This is a genomic window from Photobacterium swingsii (genome assembly GCF_024346715.1).
GTDB lineage: Bacteria > Pseudomonadota > Gammaproteobacteria > Enterobacterales > Vibrionaceae > Photobacterium > Photobacterium swingsii.
In genome coordinates this window covers 2485706-2508969 of record NZ_AP024852.1, presented here as the reverse complement: position 1 = coordinate 2508969, position 23264 = coordinate 2485706, and the positions used below count along the sequence as shown (strand labels likewise).

Below are 23264 nucleotides of genomic sequence, written 5' to 3'. Positions count from 1 at the left end.
AGATATTCCTTTCTAATTCATGCAATTAGACTATTTTTAGATTTGATCTCAATCATTAAAAGTTCATTTTCAATGCTACTTAATGGTTATTTAAAAGAGAGATCAAGTTTTTAATTCTTGTCATATAGTTTAATGGCACTGTTAAGCGTTGTGGCTAATGTTTGTTGTAAATGAGAATGGATTCCAATTGGATCTTGATGGGTGCGTTTATTCATATCTAATCGTATTTATCAGTCAATTTAATAATAAGTAACTGTAAGCACCGATTGTTTGTAAGCAGCAAACAAAAATGGAATAAAAAAGGTGAACAATGGGCATTTATAAAATGGCCGTCAGTACACTCACAACGTTATTGGTTGTGATTGGTATTGCTGGCTTCTCCCTCAATGTTGCCGCCGACTCAGAAAAACAAGATGCCACAGCAGCTAACGTTCCTCATCTTGCTTCTGATTCCGCGAAACAGCATGTCGTAACATTCATAAGGGATCGCGATTACGCTTGTACGCAGTGTCATAAAGACACTAAAGATGCATTGCTTGGTGCTCATGCCGATGCAATCCATGCGCAAACAGGTCGTGAAGTAGGTTGTGTAGACTGTCACAGTAATGTGGGTGAAAACCACCGTGATGGGGCAACGCAAGTTACTAAATTCGCGCCATCTCAATCTGTCGCTGGTACACAAAAAATTGCAGCAGATCCGCTCTGGATCAAAAAGCAAAATGAAACCTGTACCAATTGTCATGAGCCAGACGATCTTCGTGAAGCCAATTGGACGCATGATGTACATGCGCTCGATCTGTCTTGTGCGTCTTGCCATAACATCCACCCAACGATTGATCCAATGAAAGGCATCACTCAATCTTCCAAGATTAAGATGTGTGTTGACTGTCATGCCGATCAAACGAAAGCCAAAGCAACCAAATAGGAGAATACTATGACGTGTACAAGACGTAATTTCCTGGCTGGTGCAGGTGCTGTCATCTTTACGACGGGTGTAGCAGGGCAAGCTGTACTCAGTCGCAAAACACTCGCGGCAACCATGGAAGATGGTGATAAACGCTATGGTATGGTGCATGATGAGACGCTTTGTATAGGTTGTACAGCCTGTACGGAAGCGTGTCGTGAGGTTAATAAAGTGCCTGAAGGCGTGACGCGCTTGAAAATTGTGCGAAGCGAACCACAGGGCGAGTACCCCAATATTGATTACACCTTTACTCGTGTCTCATGCCAACACTGTGAAAATGCACCTTGTGTGTATGTTTGTCCAACAGGTGCAGCGTTTAAAGATCCAGAAACAGGCATTGTTGATGTGGATGCGTTTAAGTGTGTAGGTTGTGGTTATTGCCTTGCAGCTTGTCCGTATCAAGTTCGATTCTTCAACCCTGAGACGAAATCAGCTGATAAGTGTGATTTTTGTCGTAAAACTAATCTTGCCGAAGGTAAACAACCCGCTTGTGTCGAGTCTTGCCCTACCAAGGCGCTGACATTTGGTGACTTAAACGATCCACAAAGTGATGTTTCTAAATTAATCACGCAAAAAACTGTCTACCGCGACAAAGTAGAACTCGGTACAAAACCGCAGTTGTATAAAGTGCCGCATCAAAAAGGGGAGATAAAAGGATGAGTACAGCCTTTGCAGAAGCCTTCTATTTTGATTCGTTAGTATGGGATTGGATTATTGCTATTTATCTGTTTTTAGCAGGTATGTCAGCGGGTGCAGTCATGATCTCGATTTACCTAAAACGTAAGGTAATTCAAGGTCATCCATCGACGAATGGCATTATTAAAGCAACCGCAATTTTAGCGCCATTTGGCATTATTGTGGGTTTGTTGATCTTAGTCTTCCACTTAACCAAACCTTGGTCATTTTGGAAAATCATGATCTTCTATAATCCAACATCGGTCATGTCGATGGGGGTAATTCTATTCCAAGTTTATATGGTGGTCTTGTTCGCGTGGATTGCGACAATTTATAAAGATGAACTGTTAAACTTGCTGAATGGACGTTTGCCTATCGTCGGTAAAGTCATGCAGTACGTCACTCGCTATGAAAATGCGATTGAATTATTCCTAGGCTTCTTAGCTGTGATGCTTGCAGCTTATACCGGCTTTTTATTGTCAGCACTCAAAACTTTCCCATTACTTAATAATCCGGTGTTACCGATTCTATTCTTGTTCTCAAGCCTATCATCTGGCGCAGCGGCGTGTTTGATGTTCGGGGTTGTTTTCTTTAAAGAGTCAGTGACTAGCCCAAGCGTTAAATGGGTACATAAATTTGAACGCCCTGTAGTTGTGTTTGAATTGTTTGTTCTGTTTGCATTTTTCAGCGGCCTTTACTTCGGTGGTGGTCAGAAAGAGGCGGCAGCCATTGCAGCGATTGGGGGCGGTTTTTGGGCATCATGGTTCTGGTATGGTGTCATTGGTGCGGGAATGTTATTGCCACTTGGCTTGAACGCAGTAAGTCCTTCGGGTGTAAAACATAATAAAGCCTTTATTATGTTAGTGACTACCTTGAGTTTACTTGGTGTGTTAATGCTACGTACCTTTGTGCTTTACGCAGGGCAAATGACCATTGTTTAGCGTTTGTTGCTAGAGATGGTATGAGTAAGATCAAAACGGCAGTGCTAATAGCGATTGATATTGGGATCAAGACTGTTAGTGCTGCTGTTTGTTTAAGTAAAAAAACGGACACTTTATGCTGGCTGAAATTGGACACTTTGCATTAATTCTTGGTTTTTCTTTTGCGTTATTGGCAGCCTTGATGCCTTTTGTTGCCGCGAAAATGAAAGCGTCATACCTTACTCGCTATGTGTGGCCATTAAGTTATGGCGCTTTTGGCTCGATTCTCACGTCGATTGTTCTACTTGCGGTTGGCTTTGCCATCGATGATTTCTCAGTTGCGTATATCGCGCATCACTCGAACACACAGCTCCCTATTTTCTTTAAAGTCGCAGCGGTATGGGGCGGCCATGAAGGATCTTTTCTTTTCTGGGTATTCTCACTCAGTGGCTGGGCTGCGTTAGTGGCGGCTTGCTACCGTAATAAGCCAGAGCAACATGTTTTTATCTCGCGAGTACTCGCTATTCTTGCTGCATTGGTGGCAACGTTAACGTTATTTACTTTACTTACTTCGAACCCTTTTGAACGGCTTTTTCCTGTGCCATTGGAAGGGCGAGATTTAAATCCTATGTTGCAAGATGTTGGGTTAATTTTCCATCCGCCGATGTTGTATTTGGGGTATGTCGGGTTTGCTGTCAGTTTTGCTTTTGCGGTTGCTGCTCTCACATTCGAAAAGCCGCAATGGCAATGGGCGCAACTGAGCCGTAGTTGGACATTATCGGCTTGGGTCTTTTTAACAGGTGGTATCGCATTGGGCTCCTGGTGGGCTTATTATGAACTTGGCTGGGGTGGCTGGTGGTTTTGGGATCCTGTTGAAAATGCCTCTTTACTTCCTTGGCTAACAGGCACTGCATTGTTGCACTCTTTGATTGTGACTGCTCAGCGCCGTTCATTAGTGGGTTGGAGTTTATTACTCGCTATCTTCACCTTTTCATTAAGCTTGCTGGGTACTTTTATAGTGCGTTCAGGTGTGCTGACATCTGTTCATGCATTTGCCGTGGACCCTACGCGTGGGTTAGTGCTTTTGGCTATCCTCGCCGTGATGTTAATTTCGGCACTGACTTTGTACGCCCTGCGTTGTGAGCGTTATCTTCAAGCGATGAATTTTGAGCTGTTATCCCGTGAAGCTGCTTTTTTGGTTGGTAACAGCTTATTAGCGGTCGCTACATTAACTGTCTTACTCGGGACTTTTTACCCGATGATCTTTCAAGCCTTTGGCTTAGGCAGTATCTCAGTAGGAGCCCCGTATTTTAATAGCATGTTTGTACCATTGAGCTTAGTGACTTTTTTTGTCATGGGGCTAGGCGTATTAGTGCGCTTACGTGCCAGTGCCGAAGATTTCTTGATCACCCGTTTATTAGCACCTTTATCAGCTTCTATTATTGGTGGTGTTGTACTTTCAGTGCTATTTGAACGTGGTGTGAACCTCGTTGTTTGTGGTGCGTTAATTTGTGCGTTATGGATCATTCTGACGGCTCTACAATCTTTGATTTTACTGCCGTCTTATCAAAAAAATGCGGTAAATAAACAGGTTGAAAAGACGATTGCCGAAAAGAGCCTTGATGGTTTACCTCGCCCTCGTTTACGTCAGTTGGCGATGCTTATTGCACATGTTGGTGTTGCGGTGACAGTGATTGGCGCCACGTTAGTCAGTAACTACTCCCATGAAGTCAGTAATAAAATGGGACCGGGTGATACCGTGATACTGGAGGATTTTCAGTTTGATTATATTGAAACTGAGTTATTGATAGGTGCTAACTATACCGCTGAGCAAGCCAATATACAGATCACTAAGCTGGGGCATTTTTCGAAAGAACAAGTGATGGGGCTTATCCAACCACAGCGCCGCCATTATACGGTACGCACTATGAATATGAGTGAGCCGGGTATTCGTTGGTGGTGGGATGGTGATATTTATATCACGTTAGGCGAAAAGCTTAATGCAACGGACTATGCAGTGCGGATCCAATACAAACCTTTCGTACGTTGGTTATGGGTTGGGGCTATGTTAATGATGCTAGGCGGTGCACTTTCTGTGTTTGCTCGCTTAACGGTTCGCTATAAACAGGAAACGGAACGCCTTAAGACTGAATTGGGATCTGTGCCGAGTGCTGTTGAAGTCGCGCAGCAACCTGAAAATCAAATTATTTGGAAGCAAAGTAAGTGAAGATTGTTCGTTTTTTACCGCTATTAGGGGTCGTGATCGCGAGTATTATTTTGGTCTATGCATTGGAAAAGCCGACAAGCGTTGAAATTTCACCCTTGGCTGGCCAATCTGTCCCTGCTTTTTCACTGATTAATTTGCTGGAGAGAGAGTCGAGTGAGGGGGGCTTTTCTGTACCTACAGTCGATGAATCTTTGTTACAAGGTAAAGTGCAGTTACTGAATGTATGGGCGTCGTGGTGTGGAGTGTGTAAAAAAGAGCATGATTTCTTACTTGCATTGCAACAAGACGGCGTGCCTATTGTTGGTTTGAATTACCGTGATAAGCGATCGTCTGCTGTAGCGACATTAAGGGAAGAGGGGAACCCGTACCGTGCTGTTATTTATGATCCCCTCGGTGAATTAGCATTGGACTTAGGCGTATACGGTACACCTGAAACTATGCTGATTGATCCTGAAGGGATCATCCGCCAACGCTACGTAGGCGCTTTAGATGAAGCCATATGGCAACAGCAGTTTGTGCCTGTTCTTGAGGCCATTGAGGCTGAATTGTTAGGAAAAAATGCGCAACAGCAAGGTTAAAACGATGGTGAAATATACTATGTATGCATTAAAACTGGGTCAGGTTGTTTTCCTTGTGTGTCTAGCCCTCATGTTGCCTTCCAGCTTTGCTGAACCACAAGTGTTTGTCGCGGCAGATACACATTTGGTTGAAAGTGTAGAAACATTTTCGTTTCGCTCTAGTCATGAACAAAAACGAGCGATGGAGCTGGCGAAAACCCTCCGTTGTCCCCAATGTCAAAATCAGAACTTAATTGAATCAAATTCGCCGGTGGCAAAAGATCTGCGCTTAAAGGTTTATCAAATGGTTAATGAAGGGAAAACCAATCAAGAAGTGATTGATTTTATGACTAGCCGTTTTGGTGATTTTGTTTTATATAAACCTAAATTTGCTCCAAATACGTATGTGTTGTGGTTAGGCCCTTTATTGCTTATTTTGCTCTTTGGGTTGGGGATTTATCGTAGTTTTTCCCGTCAGGCAAAGCATGGAGCCAGTCGCGAGGTTGAGCGCTAGGCTGAATCGTTAATTGCTTGCTCATCGCTCCTTGGGCATAGTCACTTGGTTATAAGACCGGTCGTAAAAGTTTGATCAAAGCAAGCCCGCATGATGAACGTCATCATGCGGGCTTTTGGCATTAAGGTATATTGTTATGGTTTGTGAGTTTGGCGAACTTGTTTAATAAGCCGCATTGAGCAGGGTTTCAACCGGATAAGCGGATGAGACAACCAACTCATCTTGAATTTGCTGTGCGGCGTGCAGAAGCGCTTTAGCTTGTTTTACTTCTTGTGGTGATAAGGGGTGCTTAGCACTGATGTGCTCGACAAGCATTAAGCCAAGTTCAGATACTTGCTGAACATGTAGAGCAACCGGTTTTACTTCTGTCAGTAAGTAGTTGCTATCAATAATTGGCATTACCTTCGCTGTATTATCGACCCACAATTGCAGCCTTGCAGTTAGCTGATTTTTTGCTTCGCTGTCGTTGGGGTTTGCAGTAAATGCTTGAGCCAGTTTACCTAACTCGCGGATTTCCATGCTCTCAGGTGGTAGGGCATCTGCAAAGCGGTTTAATGGATCAAAGCGGTCATAATTTTCATACGTCGATTTTTCATGGTGACGGTGGTAGTACTGCGCTTGTTCTACGGCCTGAGCTAATATCTGCAGAGGGCGAATTTCGTGACCATTGGCGAGACGTTTCATGCCCACCAGGGCGTTCCACTCTTGCTGTAAACCAACAGAAATCGTCGACCATTCATTCATAGAGTGTAAGCGCTCATACATGCTGTCTTCATCTGTGATGCTTTCTGGCGACCATAAACGTTCTGCGATAGCGTACGAGCGAGGCCACATTCGTAAATCAAGCGTATCGTGCTTTACATTTTCAGCCCATAGGGTGACTTCCCCTCCAAGGATCAAGTGTTCTTGTTCAGGTTGCAGTGCGACAGGGTGAGAGTTACTAGGTACTTCTGTCCCTTGCATATCAGACCCTGCGATTTGTTTGCCCGTCATAACGTAAGGGGCATTACCGACAATCATTTCGCCAGTCAGTTTACCGTCAACCAATGCCACACGAGGCATTGTTTTGCCCATCCAAGAGTCCATCCAGAATGATGTTACTCCCTTCGTTGTTTCAATATCAAAGACAGCACGACGTGAGCGGCCTTTATAGTCGATGAAACCACGCTGGCTACCATCTTTTGCTGTGATAATGGTGAAGCTTCCAGCAACGGCACTACCTCGTTTTCGTGGGGCTTCAAACTGCCAAGTTTGCCAGGTTTCATCACTATGGATCTGATCATCGACTTGTAATGGTTTCGGCATAGGGTCATTGCGATAGTGCATGCTGGTGGCCTGGGCTTGGTCGATGTAAAAACCCGTTGATAGAATACCTTGGTAGCCATCGTTCGCCGATTCACCTAATGAATCCTGACCCTGCCATGATTGGATCACGATGCTTTTCGGTAAGTTCGGGTGGTAAGTTTCATCCCAACCGATCATTTTACGATTATGTTTGCGTAGGATCTCTTCGACTTCTTGGTTGAAGAAAGCGTGCAGTTCTTTGTCGTCTTTCAAGCCTTTTTCTTTCATAAAGGTTTGAACATGCTCACTTTCATTCCATTGTTTCGGATCGACTTCATCCCCACCAATGTGAATATAAGCATCTGGGAACAGAGTTGTTACTTCACCTATGATGCTATCAATGAAGGCGTAAACCTCTGGTTTTGTCGGATCAAGTAAAGGTTCATGCACCCCCCACTTACGCTCTATTTTGTAGTCTTTATTCACCGTCATTAATTCAGGGTAAGCGGCAGCTATTGAAGATGCATGACCGGGTAAATCTACTTCAGGAATAACACGAATACCTAGGTTAGTGGCGTATTGCACCACTTCTTTTATTTCAGCTTGGGTGTAGTACAGGCCATCAGAACCCTTTTGGTGAAGCTTCGGATAAGTTGTCGATTCTAAACGCCAGCCTTGGTCATCGGTTAGGTGCCAGTGGAAGGTATTGAATTTAGCAGAGGCAATACCATCAATTTGGCGCTTAACATCGTCCAATGGCATGAAGTGACGAGAAGTATCCAGCAGTGCGCCACGCCATGAGAAGCGAGGCTCATCTTCAATCACAACGGCAGGGACTTGTGCACCTTGAGGTGTGTTTTCAATCAATTGAAGGAAGGTTTCTATCCCGTGGAGGGCGCCATAGGGGGTGTTAGCGGTTAATACGGCTTGCTTATTGGTGATGGTTAGTTGGTAGCTCTCATCTTCTTTTGCTTGCTGCACTTTCGTTGGTGCTGCATGTTTCACGTCAATCACTAACTGCGGTGTTTTGCTTGCGGCTTGAATAGGCGTGGTTAGAAAGAAACCTGTTTGGCGTTCAATACGGGCATTTAAACGATCAATGGCATTATTAAGGCGCTGAGATTTAAAGCCGATTAACTTAGCTGAAAAATCACGGTCGAGAATCAAGCCTTGGCTGTTATTCAATTCAACATGCTTGGGGTAGGGCATTAATTGAAGGTCGGTATTAGGTTTATCGGCCATAGCAGGGAAAGCGCTCAAAATAAGAGAAAGAGATAATGCTAAAGGTTTTAACTTCATTTATTAGCCTCGATAAATAATCGTAGATGAAACAGCCACTGGAACATAGAGGTCGTATTTACTATTTGGAAAAACACGCTGCCTAAATGTTGTAAATTGCCGATTATATTAAGACTGAACTTGTTGGTTATCAAACCATGGTTAATTCGAAAGTAACATGTTTATATTTCTTTTTAATCAATGATTTGCCTTTTTTTGTTTTATGTTCTTAATAAAAGTAACAATGAAACTTTCATGACTTGTGATCGCCTTCAATGATTATTTTTCGATGAAAACAAATGGCAGAGATATTTGGATTTATTTGTGAGAATAAAACGTTTGTTAGTAAAGTAATTGTGATCATTATCCCGAATTAGTTAAATCATGTACTTGAATTCAGTGTGGATATTATTCTCGCCAAATAAAGTGTGATGTTAGTGATGTTTTCGATATTAAATTACGAATAAACCATGCTTAATCAATGAGCATGGTTTATTCAAATAAGGCGAGTATCTTATTTCAAAATTCTGTTTGCTAATACGTATTTGATTGTCGTTGATTAGAAACAGGTTTCAATAAAACGTTCAACGACATGGTCCTCATCGGCTACGCAAATATATTTCCATTTGTCGAAAGTTAAACATGGGTGAGAGGTTGAAAAGCCGATAATATCGCCAACTTGTAAGTCACAGCCCTCTTCGACTGCCATAAACATGTGCTGATCCATCACAGCGGTAGCGGTTAACCCTTCAATAGCGCGCTTTTCACCATTGCGGTAGACATGTTCAACACTGGGTAAGCCAGCATCAAAAGCCACATCACGTTTACCTAAACCAATAACCGCTTTGTTTGGTTCTGGGCGAGAAAGCACGTATGCCCAGACTTCTAGTGCAGATTGCAAATCACCGCCTAATTCACAGGCATAGCCTTGATTGGTCTGCGCTCGTTTCATGACGTTACTTTGTGCATCTTGGTAGATGCCAGTGTCATGGATGAGGTAGCAGCCAGGGCGAATAATAGGTGTAAGGTGTTGGCATGCCGCAAAACTTTCAGCCACCACGTCATACCATGCAGACCCTGCACCTGTAACAATTGGCGTTCCTTCAATCAATGCTTTTTCTTTTAATGTTTCGGTTAATTTGACTGTGGTCGCTAAAAAATCACGGATATCTTGCTCTGCACTCTCACCATGAATAACGCCTTCATACACCTCAATACCTGCGAGTTTAAGTGCAGGGCACTGTGCAATAAATTCAGCGAGTGCATGTACTTCTGTTTCCGTGCGACAACCACAACGGCCACCTTCAATCCCAAATTCAATCAATACATGCAAAGTTTGGTTGTGCGAAGCGAAAAAGTCATTGAGCTGTTGGGCATTAGCCGTTGAATCAACACAGCTGTAAATCGTGACATCGTAAGTAGCTAATAAGTTTGCCACCATTGCCATGTTGGCTTTACCCACTAATTGGTTGGCAATCATGATGTTGCGTGCGCCAGCTTCTACAGCCACTTCGGCATGTGGTGCGCTTGCAATAGTGATCCCCCATGCGCCAGCATCAAGTTGTTGCTCGAAAAGTGCTGGTGACATAGTTGTTTTGCCATGAGGTGATAATTTCACATTGTGGTGGTTGGCAAAGTGCTGCATCCACTGCTGGTTATTGTCGATAGCACTCTGCTTTATCACGGCAGCAGGTAGGCTGATTTCTTCGTTAGTTAGTTGGTATTTCCCATCACTTTTTTCATTTACCCAGACACCTTTAGTACCTTTGGGAAATTTTTTGTGATGCTTGTCTTGGTATTTACTAACATGTTTTTTATTTGTAGTAGTCATTTATTATTCTCCTAACATGGCTTTAAAGTCTTGCTGTTAGCGGGTTTTAATGCGGTGATGATATTTGTGATGTTAGAAACTATCAAACATTGGATCAATTTTTGTGCTGTTTCTCACTGTTTGATTGGTGAGTGAACAATATGATTTGTGGTGTCGAGAGGAAGGTGAAAGCCGTGACCATCGAAGTCGATATAGTGTCGAGAATGACAGAGTGTTTCCCGTTATTACGTGAAGCCGAGAAGAAAGTAGCCAAGCTAGTAATGGACGATTTAGCGTCAGCAGCTAATGCCAGTATTACTCAACTTGCTGAAGAAGCGGGTGTCAGCGAAGCAACCATAACGCGTTTTGCTAAAGCTGTTGGTTGTAAGAATGTACGTGACTTGAAAATGAAACTTGCGCAGTCATTGGCCATTGGCCAGCGCTTTATTCATGAAAGTCCTGAGCAATCGGGTATCCAAGGGGTTTATGAGTCCATTAAAAATGTGATCAACATAAATCGTAAGGTGGTGAATGAACAAGACATTGCTAAATCTGTCGAGATTCTACAAAACGCACGTCAGATACTAGCACTTGGGATGGGTGGTGGTTCCACCATGTTATCGCAAGAATTACAGTTTCGGTTATTTCGATTGGGTTACCCCATTACGGCTTATAACGACGGGTTATTAGCGAGAATGGTGGCAGCAACAGCAGATAGCAATGATGTGATGGTAGTGATATCTGCAACGGGGTATACCCCAGAAGTGATTGAGCCTGCAACGATTGCTAAGCAATACGGACTAAAGGTGATAGCCATTACAGCGGCTGAATCACCGTTAGCAGAAATCAGTGATGTCGTGTTGCCTGTGGTAACGCAAGAGACTGATTTTATTTATAAACCTTCAGCTTCACGTTACGCCATGATGGCGTTAATTGATGTGTTGTCGACGGAGTTAGCCTTGAGCCACAAGCGTCGTTCGCGTGATCGACTACGTCGCTTGAAATTGGCATTAGATAGCCACCGCGGTGGGGTTGATCGCCAACCTTTAGGCGATTGAGCACAGTTTGAGACGGTCGAACTGTGTGGATTCAAATGGATACCTGAGTGAATAGCTGAGGTGTCATGATTTAAGGAAGAAGCATGCAGTTCGATATCGTATTTCGTAATGTGCAGGTGGTTGATGGGACCGCTGCACAGGCTTACAACGCAGATGTTGCGATTAAAGATCAACGTATAGCGGCAATTGGTGATCTGGCAGGTTGCGAGACTGCAAAGATCATTGATGGTGAAGGGCGTGTACTTGCGCCAGGATTCATTGACGTGCATACGCACGATGATACTAACGTTATTCGTTACCCTGAGTGTTTACCTAAGATCAGCCAAGGCGTGACCACTGTGATTGTGGGCAATTGCGGTATTAGTGCATCTCCTGCGGTATTGGCTGGCGATCCACCTGATCCAATGAACTTGCTGGGTCAGCAGAACGATTTTAAATACCCATCATTTCAATCCTATGCTGATGCAGTACAAGCGGCACAACCCGCAGTGAATGTTGCTGCCTTAGTTGGCCATACCACATTGCGTAATAACGTAATGGATGAATTGCAACGCCCTGCGACCCCGTCTGAAATTACTCAAATGCAAACCACACTGCGAGACGCTATGGCGCAAGGCGCGTTGGGTTTAAGTTCTGGTCTTGCGTATGCCTCGGCCAAATCTGCGCCAACCGAAGAAGTGATGGCATTAGCTGAAGAGCTCGCCGCTTTTGAGGGTATTTATACCACCCATATGCGTACCGAATTTGAGCAAATACTAGAAGCCATGGATGAAGCATTCCGCACAGGCAAACACGGTAAGGTGCCTGTTGTTATTTCACACCTTAAATGTGCTGGCGCGGGTAACTGGGGGCGCACAGTCGAAGTGCTAGATGCCATGGAAAAAACGGCAGTGCATCAAGATGTCGCTTGTGATTGTTACCCGTATTCAGCCAGTTCATCCACGCTCGATCTCAAGCAGGTCAGTGATGATATTGATATTTTCATCACTTGGTCAGAAACATTGCCTCAGCACGCGGGCAAGTTATTAGCCGAGATTGCGACTGAAATGGCGTTGCCATTATTAGATGCAGCTAAAGCACTGCAACCCGCTGGCGCTGTTTACCACTGCATGGATGAAGCGGACGTCGAGCGAGTGCTGAAATACCGCTTAACCATGGTGGGATCTGATGGCTTGCCCAATGATCCGCATCCACATCCTCGCCTGTGGGGTACTTTTCCTAAAGTGTTGGGCTATTACAGCCGCGAGCGAAAGCTGTTTGATTTGCCAACAGCCGTTCACAAAATGACGGGGATGTCTGCTCAGCGCTATTGCTTAACCGATCGCGGCGTTATCCGCGAAGGTGCGTATGCCGATTTAGTGCTGTTTGATGCGAACAAAATTCAAGATTCAGCGACATTCGATAATCCAATTCAAGCCGCAAAGGGCATTGAGGTTGTGATGGTGAATGGCGCAGTCAGTTACCAAAACGGTCAGGTGGGTAGCCACCGACATGGCCGATTCCTTTATCGTCATCAGCGCTAATGCGAGTTGCTGGGGCATCACTATTTTAACACTGAAAGTTGTAAATACATTGGAGAATAATATGACTATTACACGTTACGGCATCGAGGGTGGTACAGGTACAGGTGGTCAACATTTACCGTTTGCACGTGCAACGCAAGCGGGTGGCTTCCTTTATGTATCGGGCCAAACGCCAATGGTCGATGGAGAAGTTGTTGAAGGTGGCGTTGTTGAGCAATCTCGACTTGCGATCCAAAACTGCGTGAACATTATGGAAGAAGCGGGATATGGCCTAGAAGATGTGGTACATGTGAAGGTTGTACTGACAGATGCACGTTATTTCCAGTCGTTCAATAAAGTCTTTAAAGAGTTTTTTGGTGAACACCCACCTGCACGTATTTGCATGGTATGTGACTTAGTGGTTGATGTGAAAGTTGAAGTTGACGTGACATGTTATCGCGAAGATCGTCGCTAAGCATCAGTCATAGTTATACGTGAATATTGGGTACGGCTAATAATCGTAACTTTCACGAATAACAAGTAAAAGAAAAGGGCTGGCGAAGCACCAGCCCAATTAAAAATACTGATAAATCAGTATCTCATGGGGTAGTTGCAGCTATCCCCAAGCATTTTAGCAATGACGGATTATAAGAGGTGTAAGATGAACAGTACACTTTTTCTCACAGGTTTCGGCGTATATGTAGTCTTTTTAATCTGGTTAGGTTGGTTTGTTTCTCGCAACCAAAAATCAGGTGAAGATTTCTTACTGGGCGGACGTGGGCTACCACTATTTTTAGTTTTAGGAACAACTGTAGCGACTATGGTCGGTACAGGATCAAGCATGGGCGCGGTTGGCTTTGGTTATGCTAACGGCTGGGCGGGGGCTTTATATGGTATTGGCGGTGCGCTAGGTATTTTGTTGTTGGCGAAGTGGTTTGCGCCAGTGCGTATGCTTAACTTTATGACCATGAGTGAAGAACTTGCTTACTATGTTGGTGCTAATAAAGTGGTCAAAAATGTCGTCGGCATTTTGATCTTTATTGCCTCAATTGGCTGGTTGGGTGCACACATTCTCGGTGGTGGTATGTACCTAGCTTGGATTGCTGATCTCGATATGAATACAGCAAAAATTGTTATTGCCGCGGCCTTTACTATTTATGTTGTGATTGGTGGTTATACCGCTGTTGTTTGGACCGATACTATCCAAGCCATCATTTTATTTGCTGGTTTTATCTTGATGGCTGTTCTTTCTGTTGAGCACATCGGCGGCCTTGATAATTTATATGCAGCCATGGACCCCGCGACCACTAGTTTCCTTGCGATAGAAAAACTAGGCATTATCCCTGCGGTATCGCTTGCGATGGTGGTTGGGGTTGGGGTACTTGCAACCCCATCTTTCCGTCAGCGTATTTACTCAGGTAAAGATGTTTCAACGATTCGTCGCTCGTTTGTTATGTCTGGTGTGTTATACCTGTTCTTCTCTATCATTCCTGCGGTGATTGGTATGGCGGCACATGCAATTAACCCTGAGTTAAACAATGCTAACTTTGCTTTCCCGTATGTTGCAGCAACGGTATTGCCAGTGGGTATTGGACTTGTGGTGTTGATTGCAGGTTTATCAGCCACCATGTCGAGTGCTAGCTCAGATGCTATCGCTGGTGTCTCTATCCTTTTGCGTGACATATACATCATGTTCACAGGTAAAGTTCCGTCTAAAGAGAAGATGGTGAGCTACTCTCGCTTTGCACTCGTGATTGTCATCGGCTGTGCTCTATTATTCGCGCTAACCTCGAACGATATTATTAGCTACATCACTAAAATGATTTCAACTGTGATGTCTGGGATGTTTGTTTGCGGCATGCTAGGACGTTTCTGGAATCGTTATAACTGGCAGGGGGCATTAGCAACCTTAGCGGGTGCTTCTATTGCTTCATTTGCTGTGATGTTTAATGCGGACTGGTCTGCATTCTGGGGGAACCCATGTATCCCTTCTGTACTTACAGCGCTAGTAGCAGGTGTTGCGGTTAGCTTGGTCACGCCAGCAAATACAGTGACGAAAGAAGAAGCGAAAGCGATTCTTGATGCAGAGCGAAATGCGATGGAGCAATCTGAAACGCCGGCGACTGTTGGGAAACCAGCATTAGCGGAATAATATGCTAAAGCGGCAAGCGAATACGTCGTTTGCCGCTGCGGAAAATTAACGTCTAACGACTACCCTTTTATTATTACGACAATCAAGCACAAAGGTGACAGTGTGAAAATTGCATTTTTTGGCGAGTGTATGGTGGAACTGAGTGGCCAACCATTGCAGCGCACCTTTGGTGGCGACACCTTGAATACGGCGCTTTATTTGGCTCGCTTAGGCAAAAAACGTGATATTAATGTGAGTTACGCAACGGCCTTAGGTGTTGATAATATCTCACAAGACATGTTGACCTCTTGGCAAGCGGAAAACATTAATACGGATTTAGTTCGCACGCTTGAAGATAAACTCCCTGGTTTATATTTGGTTGAAACAGAGCCATGCGGTGAGCGTCATTTTCACTATTGGCGCAACGACAGCGCGGCTAAATTCTATTTTTCAGAACAGGCGTGTTCACCGCTTGAAGTTGCAATTGAGAGCAAGCAAGTTGACGCGCTTTATATCAGTGGTATCAGCTTAGCGATTCTTTCTGAAGAAGCGAAAACCGTGCTGGTTACGCTACTAGATAAACATAAGCGTAATGGCGGTAAAGTCTTATTTGATAATAACTTCCGTCCACAATTATGGACAGAGAAACAAGCACAATATTGGTATGCTCAAATCCTCCCCTTCGTCGATATTGCCTTGATCACAGAAGATGATGATCAACGTATATGGGGAGAGAGTGATATCGTAACCCGTTGTCAGGAGTACGGTTGCCAAGAAGTAGTGATTAAGCGCGGTGCAGAACCTTGTATGGTAGTAACTCAATTACAAACCGATGCCGCGGAAACATCCTATATTGCAGCCAACCAAGTAGATAAAGTGATTGATACTTGCGCTGCGGGCGATTCATTTGCAGCAGGGTACTTAGCCGCACGTTTAAGTGGTGAGTCTGCTGTATCATCAGCAGAGCTTGGGCATCAACTTGCATCTGTTGTTATTCAGTACCCTGGCGCCATTATTCCTCTTGAAGCTATGAAAGAAATTATTTAAGGAAGATAGATACATGTCTCAAGCTCTTATTGAACAATTAAAAGCCTTCAAAGTTATTCCGGTTATTCAAATTAACCATGTTGAGCAAGCAGTACCTCTAGCAAAAGTATTAGTTGAAAATGGTTTACCTGTTGCGGAAGTGACATTCCGTACTGATGCCGCAGCCGATGCCATCCGCGCGATGCGTGAGGCTTACCCACAAATGTGTATTGGTGCTGGTACTGTGCTAAATGCTGCACAAGTTGATAAAGCCAAAGATGCAGGTGCTGAATTTATTGTGGCGCCTGGATTGAATCCAAATACTGTTCGCTATTGCCAACAGCAAGGCATCCCATTTGTGCCTGGTATTAATAACCCAAGCCAAATTGAACAAGCGCTGGAGCTGGGTTTAACCTTCTTGAAGTTCTTCCCTGCTGAAGCGTCGGGCGGTATCAATATGGTGAAATCATTGTTAGCACCTTATGTTGATGTTTCTATCATGCCTACAGGTGGTATAGGTAAAGCTAACATTCGTGATTACTTAGCGGTTGATCGTGTGCTGTGCTGTGGTGGCACCTGGATGGTTGCTCCTAAACTAATTGAAGCAGGTGATTGGGATGAAATTGGTCGCTTGGTGCGTGAAGCGGTTGCATTAGTACAGGACTAATTTGAGACTAAGCGCTTACGTTTTCCGATAGATTTCGCGCCACTGACCTTGGTTACCGTTACACAGCAGGGAATCAAGGTTAGTGGCTTTTTATTAGTTAAAAAGTACAAGCATCAACATGGCCGAAAGCATCAAACTCAACATATAGGTTATTATCTAATGGTTTCGACTTATCGAAATAGGCCATGCAGCTATCGCTTTCCATAATGGTTTTGTTCGCGTTACCTGCACTAATAATGACATCAATACCTTTTACTGCTTTGTTGATGGCTTTAGCATATCTTTCATCATATTGATTGAGCAATACGACCTTGTTGATCGAGTGGGTGTATAGCTGATCGACTGAATGACCAAGTAAAGCAAGATCCTCCGCTAAAGGTGCATTACCTGTCTGTGCGCTCTTTTTAATGAGTGCAAGGTAAGCCACTTTTTCATTCCCTATAGATTGAATAAAGGCTTCTGACCGTAGTTTTTCGTTATTGTAGGCGTAAACATGCGCCCCATATTGCTTTAAGCCAAAGCTGACGTTACTGGCAATAATGGACTGTTGAGGTTTTAGGCTATGGCTGACCGAATGAATATTTTCTTCGTTTAAGACTAAGGCTGTCACGTATGAGAAAGCCGGAGTGAGCAAGGGTTTGTCAGAGCGTTGGTCAGAGTAAAAGCCAATATGATTTGCATTTCTAACCTGCGCTTGATCATAGGCCTGTTGTAGATGGCGTTGTAACCAGCGTTCTGTTTCTGGTTGTTGATATCGGTCTCCGATCAGCATTGTATCTGGGGCTTGTGTAATGAAACTAATTGCCACATCAACCGATTGATGTGGAGCAGGGGAACACGCAGATAACAATAGAGTAAAAATGCTGACAAGTATGATTCGAGTACGTGACATGTTCAAACTGAATAAAATGTGATCTATGTCGCTATTTTCCTGTATCTTGTGGCGTAATTCAAGTTTGCCGTAGCCCTTGTTATGCATTTGAATGAATCCATTTTATTGTATTTGAGAGCTTTCGTTGCTTTTGAATAGCGCCTAGTGACCGAAAATGGCTTTTTATTCGATAAATTGTACATATATCAGACGACTAGATTTTTTTTATAGATTTTCTGTTGACTCAAACGCAGCAATCCGTAGAATGCATCCCATACCGCAACGGAGAGTCAATCTTTAAGCGGTAAATCGAAAGAAGGCATGGCGCGTTGGCAGAGTGGCTATGCAGCGGATTGCAAATCCGTGGACCTCGGTTCGACTCCGGGACGCGCCTCCATTCGATGACTCTGCGACACTAGCTCAGCTGGTAGAGCGCAACCTTGCCAAGGTTGAGGTCACGAGTTCGAACCTCGTGTGTCGCTCCAAAATTTGCGATATTGATAGTTCTTAGCTGAAAGTCAGTATCAAGATGGTGTTTAACTTTTCAGTTAGCGCATCGCAATAAAGAATTGCGTGCCCTGGTGGTGGAATTGGTAGACACAAGGGATTTAAAATCCCTCGACGTTCGCGTTGTGCCGGTTCAAGTCCGGCCCGGGGCACCATCTATTAAAGTCTGCATTTATGCAGCAACGCGACACTAGCTCAGCTGGTAGAGCGCAACCTTGCCAAGGTTGAGGTCACGAGTTCGAACCTCGTGTGTCGCTCCAAATAAGAAGCCCCGTCAGAAATGACGGGGCTTTTTACTGTCTGCGATTTATGGCGATATCGTTATTTTCATGCGGTACTCAGCCTATTCATACCCACTCCATTCTTTGGCGTTTTCATTAATCGCTGAACACCCTTATAAGTTTCTTATGACTGTAAGTGCGACTTACAGAACCTCATTGGTTGTAACGCATTAAATTCTTTACCTTTACAGCATCTAAACAAAGGTAAGGTTTATTCAACATGAAAACAAAAATCGCAGCACTTTTAGTTACAGCATTATTCAGTACGTCGTCATGGGCCGTGTGCAGTGGTGGGAATGTGATTACCGATGCTGTAGAGGGGGCGGTTGTCGGTGGCGTGGTGGGTGCAATTGCTGGTGATGCCGGGGCTGGCGCGGCGGCAGGTAGCGCACTGGGTGTGGTTGATGGTGCTTTTGCTGAAGCCGAATGTGATGATGCAATAACAGATGCTGTTATTGATGAAGTCGAGTACCAAGATGATATGGATTATATTGAAGCCGATATCATACTTAGCGAATAATATTTAAGTGACTACCTATAATTAACAAGCTCTTGTTTTAAGTACCTTTACCAAGGACTGGTGAAGGCCGTAGCTCGCTTTTTCAGCCTCATCAAATTGGTCACGTTAAGTCTCTCATCTTCAGATTGTTATTCTTGTAACTCTTTTCTGCTTATCATTTAATGTAAACAATTAGTTAACATGTTATGAGGCGTGTCATGAAGCTTAACTGCGATATGGGAGAAAGTTTTGGCCCTTGGTTAATGGGGCGTGACGATGCTGTCATGCCATGGATCAATATGGCGAATATTGCTTGTGGCTTTCATGCCTCCGATCCTGATGTTATGGCTAAAACAGTTGCAAGCGCTTGCCAGCATAATGTCGAGATTGGTGCTCACCCAGGTTACAACGATAAAGAAGGGTTTGGTCGGCGTAGCATTCCTCATAGTGCAGAATCGATAACACAGCTGGTGGCGTATCAAGCTGGTGCATTAAACGCCATTTGCCAATTACACGGTCAACAAATTAGTTATGTAAAGCCACACGGTGCACTATATAACGATATGATGGCTGATGAATCTGTTTTTATCGCGATAGCAAAAGCGATTTCAGGCATGAACTCTGTATTTATTCCACCGATTAAACTTATGGTGTTATCACGACCAGACAACCACCGCTATCAGCGTATTGCTGAGCAATATAGGGTTGAGCTGCTATTTGAAGCTTTTTCAGATCGTGCCTACACGCCAGATGGTTTTCTTGTTCCACGTTCGCAGCCAGAGGCGGTTCATCACAGTAGCAATCGTATCGTGCAGCAAGCGAAGGAATTTACTCAAGGCTATGTCACTACTTCTGACGGTTCGAAACTGAAGCTTAGAGCTGACTCGCTTTGTGTACATGGTGATAACGACGCATCAATCGCCTTAATCCAGACATTGCATGAGGTATTGAAAGCATGATACGGATTGAACGCACCGCTGAAACAGCCTTAATGGTGTATTTAGGTGACAAGATTGATGTTGAGTTAACCGCTGATATTGCGCGTTATGTACATAAAATTAAGCAAGTACTCCCGTCTGCATTCGTTGAGATCACGCCGTCATATTGTTCACTTTTATTACAACTACATCCGGCATACTGTACCGAGTTTGAACTAGCTCGAATTATTACTCAGTTACAGCAGATCTACAAAGAGTGTGGCTTTGAAGCTGATGTAAGTGCACGAGCAAGTCTATCGGCACATAATCACATTAAGTCAGGGAAACAAGTCGTGTTGCCTGTGTATTACAATGTGAGCGTAGGGCCTGATTTGGACACGGTCGCTAAGCATGCTCAGGTGAGCATTGATGAAGTGATCCGTTTACATAGCCAGCAACGCTATACGGTTTGTGCTATTGGATTTGCCCCCGGTTTCGCGTTTTTAGCTTCTGTTGATGCGCGTATCGCGACACCAAGGTTAGTAACCCCTCGGCATCGTGTTCCTGCGGGCAGCTTAGGGATTGCAAATGAGCAAACGGCTATTTACCCCGCAGACTCGCCCGGTGGTTGGCAGATCATTGGAAACTGCCCACAACCTTTGTTTGATCCGAATGCAGAACCTATGTCGCCTTTTGAAATCGGTGATGAAGTGCAGTTTGAGTCGATAGATCGTGCGACATATCTCGAATTAGGAGGAGTGTTATGGCAACAGTAACTGTACTTAATGCTGGCATGTATACCTTGATTCAAGACTGCGGGCGGTTTGGCGTGTCAGATGTCGGGTTAAGCCAAGGTGGCGCGGCGGATCTGCATAGCTATTGTTGGGCAAATTATCTGTTAGCGAATGAGGTTAATGCACCTCAACTGGAAATCATTTTTGGTCAACTGAGTCTGACAACAGATGCCGATATTTGTTGTGTATTAACTGGGGCTGATTGTCGTGCGGTTATTAGCTGCAATTCAGAACCAGATAAAACCGTAGCGTCTTGGCAGACCTTTGTTTTACAGCAAGGTGAAACGCTCCGTTTAGGGTACCCTCGCACGGGTTTACGAACATATCTCGCCGTAAAAGGTGGGTTCAAGGTATTGCCAGTGCAGGGCAGCGTTTCTACTGTGGTGCGCAATCAACTTGGCGGGTTATTGCAGCAGACTGAACAAGCACTTAAGCAAGGTTTACCTATTGCGGCAGGTGATCAATTAGCGGTTGCTGAGCATGCGCCACAAGAGGGAGTAGACAAGCCATTTTCACCGTTAGCGGCACCGAGTCGTTGTATTCCTGACTACAGCCAAGAGACTGTTTTACGGGTGATTGAATCGTACCAAGTGGGCACTTTTTCATCGGCATTTAAAACTGACTTTTTCAATAATGATTACACTGTCAGTCCTAATAGTGATCGTATGGGGTGCCGCTTCGATGGCAATCCTATCGTCGAGCAAGTAGAGAGTATTATCTCGGAAGGGATCGCTTATGGCGCAATACAAATTCCGCCAGATGGCTTACCCATAGTGATGATGAACGACAGGCAGACACTCGGAGGTTATCCGAAAATAGGTTGTGTAGCACGTGTAGATATGGCTAAACTGGCTCAATCACCACCGGGAAAAAAGGTGATGTTTCAGCGGGGGGATGTCAACTTGTTAACCCAAGAATGGCAACAGTTTTCGCGCTTTTTTGGTCTGTCTTTTTAGGAGTAGTAATGTATATCTTTGGCTATGGTAGCTTGATCAATGATCATTCCCGTTCACGTACAGGGCAAACAGGCCGCGCAATACCAGCAATGGTGAATGGCTTACAGCGTCACTGGAGCAAAGTGGATGGTAGCTACAAAATTTCGCCATTGATTGTTGTTCCTGAGGCGGGCCAGTGTAATGGCGTGATTGTTGAAGTAGACAGATCTGCGTTAGCGGAATTTGATAAACGAGAACATGGTTATCACCGAATGAGGATTGATAGCCAAGATGTTGCGTTACAAAACAGTGATCAACCTTTGTCTGGCGATGTGTGGGTTTACGTAAAAGACGAGCCGTTAGCACCCTGTGCAATTCAACCTATCATGCAGACCTATGTAGATACCGTTTTAGCGGGATGCTTGTCGATCTCTGATGCTTTTGCTGAGTACTTTGTTTCTTCAACCCAAGGTTGGCATCATGCATTTGAAAATGATCGTCATCAGCCTAAATATGGCAATATGGCTGGGATTGTTGATTCGCACTTACCAATCATTGATCAACTTATTCGCTCGGTACGTCAGTAATCAATATGGCAAAACCTAATAAGAAAGGCCCAACCAAAACCGTTGATGTGTACTGTGGCAATTGTAAAACACAATTATTTAAATATCGTAAGGGCGGCAAGGGAGCATTAGTGAAATGCTTTAAAGAGCGCATAACGACAGACTTCACGACAAAAGCATGCCATTGCCCAGAGTGCGATACTGAGTTTGCGCGCGATACCTTAGTAAGGGGCACGCCTGCTTTTAAAATGATTGGTGGCAAAGTGTTTGCTAAATAGCGGCTTTGTAGCAAGAACCGGTTGTATCATCTGAACATATAGAGAGCCAGTACACAGTGACTGGCTCTTTTTAATATTGACTATCTACAGTTGTTAATTTTTGGCTGACAGTGTCGGTGGGCACTCTTTTTTCATGCTGAGTATTTCCGCTTCGAGATTTAAGATATTGCGTTTGTACTTGGCTTTTACCAATTGATAGTCGAGGCTTGGTGCAAACCACATATCTATTTGTCTATCATCGACTTCGGCTTGCCTTACCTTTATTGTTTCGACTTCTCCATAACGTGTAGCTAGCTTTTCTGTGCCTAATACTTCGAAGAAGTAATGACTCACTTTGCTGGTACTCTGCATTTTAAAATCAAATTTAGTCTTGCCTTGGATTAGCAATAAACGCAATTGCGCCCCCAGCGTATCGCCATCGAGTAGCGGGAACTCAGGATCATCGTACTCTGTCGTTTCCCCGTTTTTTGTGATGGTGGATTGCTGGCCGTTTGCGCTAAAAATGCCAGTGGCTTTGCGTGAAAGAAGCCCTGAAATATTTTGTTCAAAAGATTTAGTAATGAAGGATTGATGGGCCTCGGACCAAGTCATTTCACTCTGGTTCTTATATTTGCTTGATGTTACTAAAACGTCTGCGTTGCCGTAAGCATAGACCTTGGCTTGATTACCTCGCCAGTGGACATGGCGAGACAGTGTGCCGACTTTAAGCCCACTAAAGTACAGTTGGTAAGTGAGTGTTTTATTACACTGATGAAACTCAGGCAATGGCATTGCTTGCGCTGAATAAAAAGGAGTAATGATCAAAATAAATACGATAAAAAAACGCAAAAAAACCGTCCTAAAACTTGGGTATCTAACAGTAACGTTAGCAATCTGTGAAATAGCTTTCCACTCGAAATCAGAGATTCTGAGCCACTATAGTATGACGTGGCAGTAAGGTGACGCGATACATAAAAAAATAATAAAAAAAATCCAACTAGGTTTGGGTTTATTTTTCTTTATT

General features: G+C 44.1%; 22 protein-coding genes and 4 tRNA genes. 22 read left to right on the top strand and 4 right to left on the bottom strand.

Going from position 1 to position 23264, the window contains the following annotated elements; translation table 11 throughout:
* The first annotated feature begins 310 nt into the window (after positions 1-310).
* The 6 genes from nrfB (at position 311) to nrfF (ending at position 5857) form a co-directional block, all read left to right on the top strand.
* A complete protein-coding gene (gene nrfB, locus OCU77_RS11465; protein ID WP_048900762.1) occupies positions 311-925 on the top strand; it encodes a cytochrome c nitrite reductase pentaheme subunit in 615 nt (204 codons plus the stop codon).
* 9 nt (positions 926-934) lie between these two features.
* Positions 935-1624, top strand: a complete 690-nt coding sequence (gene nrfC / locus OCU77_RS11460) for a cytochrome c nitrite reductase Fe-S protein (protein WP_048900763.1) — start codon at positions 935-937, stop codon at positions 1622-1624.
* A complete protein-coding gene (nrfD, locus tag OCU77_RS11455) occupies positions 1621-2580 on the top strand; it encodes a cytochrome c nitrite reductase subunit NrfD (protein WP_048900764.1) in 960 nt (319 codons plus the stop codon). The genes nrfC and nrfD overlap by 4 nt, the downstream gene beginning before the upstream one ends.
* A gap of 115 nt (positions 2581-2695) precedes the next feature.
* Positions 2696-4786: a heme lyase CcmF/NrfE family subunit gene (locus OCU77_RS11450; protein WP_084711901.1), complete on the top strand. Its 2091-nt coding sequence runs from the start codon at positions 2696-2698 to the stop codon at positions 4784-4786.
* On the top strand, positions 4783-5364 hold the full coding sequence (locus OCU77_RS11445) for a DsbE family thiol:disulfide interchange protein (protein ID WP_048900765.1): 582 nt from the start codon (positions 4783-4785) through the stop codon (positions 5362-5364). The genes OCU77_RS11450 and OCU77_RS11445 overlap by 4 nt, the downstream gene beginning before the upstream one ends.
* 4 nt (positions 5365-5368) lie before the next feature.
* A complete protein-coding gene (nrfF, locus tag OCU77_RS11440; RefSeq protein ID WP_048900783.1) occupies positions 5369-5857 on the top strand; it encodes a heme lyase NrfEFG subunit NrfF in 489 nt (162 codons plus the stop codon).
* Between the two features lie 162 nt (positions 5858-6019).
* On the opposite strand, the gene OCU77_RS11435 is transcribed toward nrfF, so the two are convergent.
* Complete coding sequence (locus OCU77_RS11435; protein ID WP_048900766.1) at positions 6020-8440, bottom strand: beta-N-acetylhexosaminidase; 2421 nt, start codon at positions 8438-8440, stop codon at positions 6020-6022.
* 538 nt (positions 8441-8978) lie between these two features.
* On the bottom strand, positions 8979-10250 hold the full coding sequence (locus OCU77_RS11430) for an amino acid deaminase (protein WP_048900767.1): 1272 nt from the start codon (positions 10248-10250) through the stop codon (positions 8979-8981).
* Positions 10251-10423: 173 nt separating this feature from the next.
* On the opposite strand from OCU77_RS11430, the gene OCU77_RS11425 reads away from it, so the two are divergent.
* From OCU77_RS11425 to OCU77_RS11400, 6 genes are all read left to right on the top strand, one after another.
* Complete coding sequence (locus OCU77_RS11425; protein ID WP_048900768.1) at positions 10424-11287, top strand: MurR/RpiR family transcriptional regulator; 864 nt, start codon at positions 10424-10426, stop codon at positions 11285-11287.
* 83 nt (positions 11288-11370) lie between these two features.
* Entirely contained in the window at positions 11371-12810 is a 1440-nt protein-coding gene (locus OCU77_RS11420) for an N-acyl-D-amino-acid deacylase family protein (protein ID WP_048900769.1), read from the top strand.
* Positions 12811-12871: 61 nt separating this feature from the next.
* Positions 12872-13264 carry a RidA family protein gene (locus tag OCU77_RS11415; protein ID WP_048900770.1) on the top strand — a complete coding sequence of 131 codons (393 nt, stop codon included), beginning with the start codon at positions 12872-12874 and terminating at the stop codon, positions 13262-13264.
* Positions 13265-13450: 186 nt separating this feature from the next.
* Entirely contained in the window at positions 13451-14941 is a 1491-nt protein-coding gene (locus OCU77_RS11410) for a sodium:solute symporter family protein (RefSeq protein WP_048900771.1), read from the top strand.
* 129 nt (positions 14942-15070) lie between these two features.
* A complete protein-coding gene (locus OCU77_RS11405) occupies positions 15071-15967 on the top strand; it encodes a sugar kinase (protein ID WP_239686083.1) in 897 nt (298 codons plus the stop codon).
* 13 nt (positions 15968-15980) lie between these two features.
* Complete coding sequence (locus OCU77_RS11400) at positions 15981-16613, top strand: bifunctional 4-hydroxy-2-oxoglutarate aldolase/2-dehydro-3-deoxy-phosphogluconate aldolase (protein WP_048900773.1); 633 nt, start codon at positions 15981-15983, stop codon at positions 16611-16613.
* Positions 16614-16710: 97 nt separating this feature from the next.
* Here the strand turns inward: OCU77_RS11400 and OCU77_RS11395 are convergent, their stop codons facing one another.
* Positions 16711-17592, bottom strand: a complete 882-nt coding sequence (locus tag OCU77_RS11395; protein WP_048900774.1) for a hypothetical protein — start codon at positions 17590-17592, stop codon at positions 16711-16713.
* A gap of 215 nt (positions 17593-17807) precedes the next feature.
* Between OCU77_RS11395 and OCU77_RS11390 the strand changes: the two genes are divergently transcribed.
* The 10 genes from OCU77_RS11390 to OCU77_RS11345 all read left to right on the top strand — a co-directional run bounded on the left by OCU77_RS11390 (position 17808) and on the right by OCU77_RS11345 (position 22261).
* Positions 17808-17881, top strand: a tRNA-Cys gene (locus OCU77_RS11390).
* Positions 17882-17893: 12 nt separating this feature from the next.
* A tRNA-Gly gene (locus tag OCU77_RS11385) sits at positions 17894-17969 on the top strand.
* Between the two features lie 90 nt (positions 17970-18059).
* Positions 18060-18146: transfer RNA gene (locus OCU77_RS11380), tRNA-Leu, on the top strand.
* A 29-nt stretch (positions 18147-18175) separates the two neighbouring features.
* Positions 18176-18251, top strand: a tRNA-Gly gene (locus tag OCU77_RS11375).
* A gap of 241 nt (positions 18252-18492) precedes the next feature.
* On the top strand, positions 18493-18792 hold the full coding sequence (locus OCU77_RS11370) for a hypothetical protein (RefSeq protein ID WP_048899501.1): 300 nt from the start codon (positions 18493-18495) through the stop codon (positions 18790-18792).
* Between the two features lie 197 nt (positions 18793-18989).
* On the top strand, positions 18990-19730 hold the full coding sequence (locus OCU77_RS11365) for a 5-oxoprolinase subunit PxpA (protein ID WP_048899502.1): 741 nt from the start codon (positions 18990-18992) through the stop codon (positions 19728-19730).
* Complete coding sequence (pxpB, locus tag OCU77_RS11360; protein ID WP_048899503.1) at positions 19727-20464, top strand: 5-oxoprolinase subunit PxpB; 738 nt, start codon at positions 19727-19729, stop codon at positions 20462-20464. The genes OCU77_RS11365 and pxpB overlap by 4 nt, the downstream gene beginning before the upstream one ends.
* A complete protein-coding gene (locus tag OCU77_RS11355; protein ID WP_107302527.1) occupies positions 20452-21438 on the top strand; it encodes a 5-oxoprolinase subunit C family protein in 987 nt (328 codons plus the stop codon). Before pxpB ends, OCU77_RS11355 begins: the two co-directional genes overlap by 13 nt.
* A gap of 8 nt (positions 21439-21446) precedes the next feature.
* The gene (locus OCU77_RS11350) at positions 21447-22004 is read left to right on the top strand and encodes a gamma-glutamylcyclotransferase family protein (protein WP_048899504.1); all 558 of its coding nucleotides are present in this window, start codon (positions 21447-21449) and stop codon (positions 22002-22004) included.
* Positions 22005-22009: 5 nt separating this feature from the next.
* Entirely contained in the window at positions 22010-22261 is a 252-nt protein-coding gene (locus OCU77_RS11345; protein ID WP_048899505.1) for a hypothetical protein, read from the top strand.
* Between the two features lie 93 nt (positions 22262-22354).
* Here the strand turns inward: OCU77_RS11345 and OCU77_RS11340 are convergent, their stop codons facing one another.
* Positions 22355-23089 carry a DUF3108 domain-containing protein gene (locus OCU77_RS11340; RefSeq protein ID WP_048899506.1) on the bottom strand — a complete coding sequence of 245 codons (735 nt, stop codon included), beginning with the start codon at positions 23087-23089 and terminating at the stop codon, positions 22355-22357.
* Positions 23090-23264 lie beyond the last annotated feature (175 nt).